This window comes from Paenalicyclobacillus macrosporangiidus (assembly GCF_900116805.1).
Classification (GTDB): domain Bacteria; phylum Bacillota; class Bacilli; order Alicyclobacillales; family Alicyclobacillaceae; genus Alicyclobacillus_H; species Alicyclobacillus_H macrosporangiidus.
On record NZ_FPBV01000062.1, the window covers coordinates 1 to 3,352 of the forward strand.

Sequence of the window (3,352 nt, forward strand, 5' to 3'; positions counted from 1 at the left end):
CGCTTTCGTCACGATGATCCCTCCATGATTGGGTTCTGGGGGAATCATCTCGCAGACCAAGGCTTGGCGCTAGGTGCGGACTATTTGACGCTTACATTTGTAAAATCAAATAGTCTTAGCGTGCGTCATAGGAGGGATATCCATGACGAACACTACATTCACGGTCGAAGAGCTGCTGCGGTTGCCCGTGATGCAAGACGCAAAGGTAGTAGCGGGTTTCCAGGGGACAGTGAATGAAGTTCGCTGCGTGGACATCATGGAAATCCCGGATGTGCGAGGATGGCTGCGGCAAGGGGAGTTCGTGCTCACCACGGGATACTCGTTCCGCGGGAATCCGCAAGGGCTCAGTGCGATAATCGAAGAGATGCACAAGGTCGGTGGCGCAGCGGTGGGATTCAAGCCGAAACGGTTCTTACAGGCGACACCCCCAGATGCCATTGCCTTAAGCAATCAGTATGGCATCCCTCTGATTGAGATTCCTCCCCATATTCCCTACATCGAAATCACTCAGCCCATCATGGAGCGGATTTTAAACACGCAGCTAGCGATGATGCGCAAGGTCTACGACATCCACAGCCGTTTCGTCAACCTGTTGGCAACGAAACGGGGGCAGGAACTGTTGAACGTGCTTGGGCAACTGCTAGGGTGTGAGGCGGCCTTGTTGACGTCTAGCGGGGAGGTTCAGATTCGCACAGCGGGATTTTCAGTCGAGGATGTTAAGACCATTCGCAACATCTGCGTGGACAATATGGTTCTAGCACACGTCGCGTTGACACGCCTCTTGGGGGCGGCGGACGTGTTTGAGTCCATGTGCTTGGACCAAGTCGTCGGCTTGTTGTCGCTGGAGTTGACCGCGCGAGATGCGGGGCTGGTGCATAGCAAACGAGCTCGCGAAGAATTTTTGACGGAACTGTTGACCGGGGCATTGAACATGGAGGGCATTTTGGTGCAGCGCGCCAATCAACTAGAATTCCCGCGCGGGGCATCCCGGGTGGTGATGATAATCGAGCCGCTGGACGGTGCGGGCGGGGACTCGGTGCAGACGGACATGGTCCAGTGGATTAATCAGTCGGAACGAAATCGGTTTGTCGCTGCACCGTTAGGGGAGCATGTCGCGGTCTTGTACGCCTTTTCCGACGCGCCGACGGTCCAGCAGCACAGAGCAGCGGTGCAGGTGGCACACGAGCTGCGACGGAAGCTGGAGGAGCAGTTTCACGCACCGGTCCGGGTGGCGATTGGCGAAGCCAGGCAGCAATTGCGGGAACTCCGCAACAGTTATGATGAGGCCCGGCGGACACTGGATGTGAGCAAGAAAGTGCGGCCGGATCAACGGGTGGTGCACTGGACCGACTTCTACGTGGAAGACATGATGTTAGCTATTGGGGCACATCCGACCTTGCGACGTCTGTACGCGACATTGATTGCCCCCATTTACCAATATGACGTCGAGAATGGGACTGACTTGCTGCACACGCTGGATGTATATCTCAAGTATGGCGGGAATACGAAACAGGTGGCAGCGGAATTGTTCATCCACCGCAACTCTGTGCACTACCGGCTGGAGCGGATTCAGGATCTTCTGGGCGGGGACCTGAACAATCCAGAGATGTTATTTCGTCTCAATTTGAGCCTGCGGGCGTGGAAACTCGGCCTCGGACGGGGCTGAGGCTAGCCCATTTGGACGACTGCATAAATTTGCTCTGCTTGATTTGGAAGGCGGGCCATGTTCCCTGCATAGGTGGCTTCCTATAATGAAGACAATTGACGGGATTGGCTGATTCACTCCTATATGTCTCGCGGACAGGGGGGTCAAAATGATTGGCGTCATTCGTGTGGTGACATTCGAAGACCAACGGCTGCTCGAGGAGCACGGGAACATCATCGCCGCGAAATACGGGCTGGATGTCATCAGTGTCTGCATCCCGAATCAACCGTACGGAATTTACAATGACGAGACGGAACGTGAGGCCGTGCCAAAAATCATCGACCTCGCGACGCGGCTGGAGAAGGACGGTGCGGAAGCCGTCGTGGTCAGCTGTGCGGCCGATCCTGCCGTGCCCGAGCTGCGTGGCCGATTGCGAATCCCGGTTATCGGCGCCGGCAGTGCCGCCGCGCTGGTCGCCCGGGGACTAGGGTTGCCGGCGGGGGTGTTGGGCATAACCACAAATGCACCGCAGGTGGTCAAAGATACACTCGGGGACTTGTTTGTGGGTTATGCCAAACCTCAGAACGTGACCAACACGAAAGATCTGCTCACCTTTCGGGGCCAGCAGCAAGCGGTGGAGACAACCCGATCGCTCTTGGAACAAGGAGCGAAGGCGATTGTGTTCGCTTGTACCGGATACTCCACGATTGGCTTGGCAGACGTCTTACGTCGTGAGCTCGGTTGTGTGGTGGTCGACGGGGTCGAGGCGGAAGGGTTGTTCGCTTGGTACGCCGTGCGGACCCGCGCCTAGGCGAGTGGTCTGGATGGAACAACCGTTTTTCGGAGGAAGGGGACCGACATGAGAAAAATCGGGGCCATTACCATCGGACAGTCACCGCGGGTTGACATCATTCCCGAATTGCAGGCTCTTTCGGGTCCGGACGCGGAGTTTTTGGAAATGGGTGCCCTCGACGGGCTCAGCCCGGCCGAGGTCGCCGAAATGCGGCCCCAGGGGAACGATGAGGTGCTGGTCACCAGGATGCGGGACGGATCCTCGGTGATTATTTCCGATTCGGCAGTCATTCCCAGACTCCAAGGGTGTATCGAAGAACTGCAGCGTGCGGGGGTCTCCGCTATCGCCCTGTTGTGCACCGGTACATTCCCGGTGTTCCAATCACGTGTGCCCATCCTCGTACCGGAGCATCTGTTACTGAACTTTGTACGTGGCATGAAGGGGCCAAAACCGCTAAAACTAGGTGTGCTGACGCCTGATGAGGGACAGTTCAGGCAACAGGAGGCGCGTTGGCGTACTGTTGTGGAAGACGTTATCTTACGGGCCGCATCCCCGTACGACGGCGTGGCGCGAGTAGTGGAAGAAGGGCATCGCTTTTCCGGGGACGGCGTGGATGCCGTGGTGCTCGACTGCATGGGGTATTCAGGGGAGATGAAAGACGCTCTACGGCAAGTCTTGCCGTGCCCAGTCATCCTCGCGCGCTCGGTGCTCGGGCGATTCGCAGCAGAACTGGCGTAGTGCGAGTTCATGCGGCTTCACGAATCTCATGAGAAAGGGAGTGTCAGCGTGATGAACGAGAAGCAGCCGCAGGAAATACAAGGGTAGTGTCCCGTCAAGTGGTGTAATTTCACCGTTTGTGTCTAATTTGTGACGTCGCTGGCTTTGCCCCGTTGGGGGGATTATATCGACCGTCG

At 57.0% G+C, this 3,352-nt stretch carries 3 protein-coding genes; all 3 read left to right on the forward strand.

The features are described from left to right. Positions 1-142 precede the first annotated feature (142 nt). The 3 genes from BM357_RS18500 to BM357_RS18510 all read left to right on the forward strand — a co-directional run bounded on the left by BM357_RS18500 (position 143) and on the right by BM357_RS18510 (position 3,176). A complete protein-coding gene (locus tag BM357_RS18500; protein ID WP_074956859.1) occupies positions 143-1,666 on the forward strand; it encodes a PucR family transcriptional regulator in 1,524 nt (507 codons plus the stop codon). Positions 1,667-1,814: 148 nt separating this feature from the next. After that, positions 1,815-2,456 (forward strand): aspartate/glutamate racemase family protein, encoded by a 642-nt coding sequence (locus BM357_RS18505; RefSeq protein ID WP_074956861.1) that lies wholly within the window; start codon positions 1,815-1,817, stop codon positions 2,454-2,456. Positions 2,457-2,504: 48 nt separating this feature from the next. Then, positions 2,505-3,176, forward strand: coding sequence for an AroM family protein (locus BM357_RS18510; protein ID WP_074956863.1), 672 nt, complete (start codon positions 2,505-2,507; stop codon positions 3,174-3,176). Positions 3,177-3,352: the final 176 nt, after the last annotated feature.

What these genes read in the sequence shown, in the direction of transcription:
- BM357_RS18510 (WP_074956863.1), top strand. Translation starts at nt 2,505, where the DNA reads ATGAGAAAAATCGGGGCCATTACCATCGGACAGTCACCGCGGGTTGAC.
- BM357_RS18500 (WP_074956859.1), top strand. Translation starts at nt 143, where the DNA reads ATGACGAACACTACATTCACGGTCGAAGAGCTGCTGCGGTTGCCCGTG.
- BM357_RS18505 (WP_074956861.1), top strand. Translation starts at nt 1,815, where the DNA reads ATGATTGGCGTCATTCGTGTGGTGACATTCGAAGACCAACGGCTGCTC.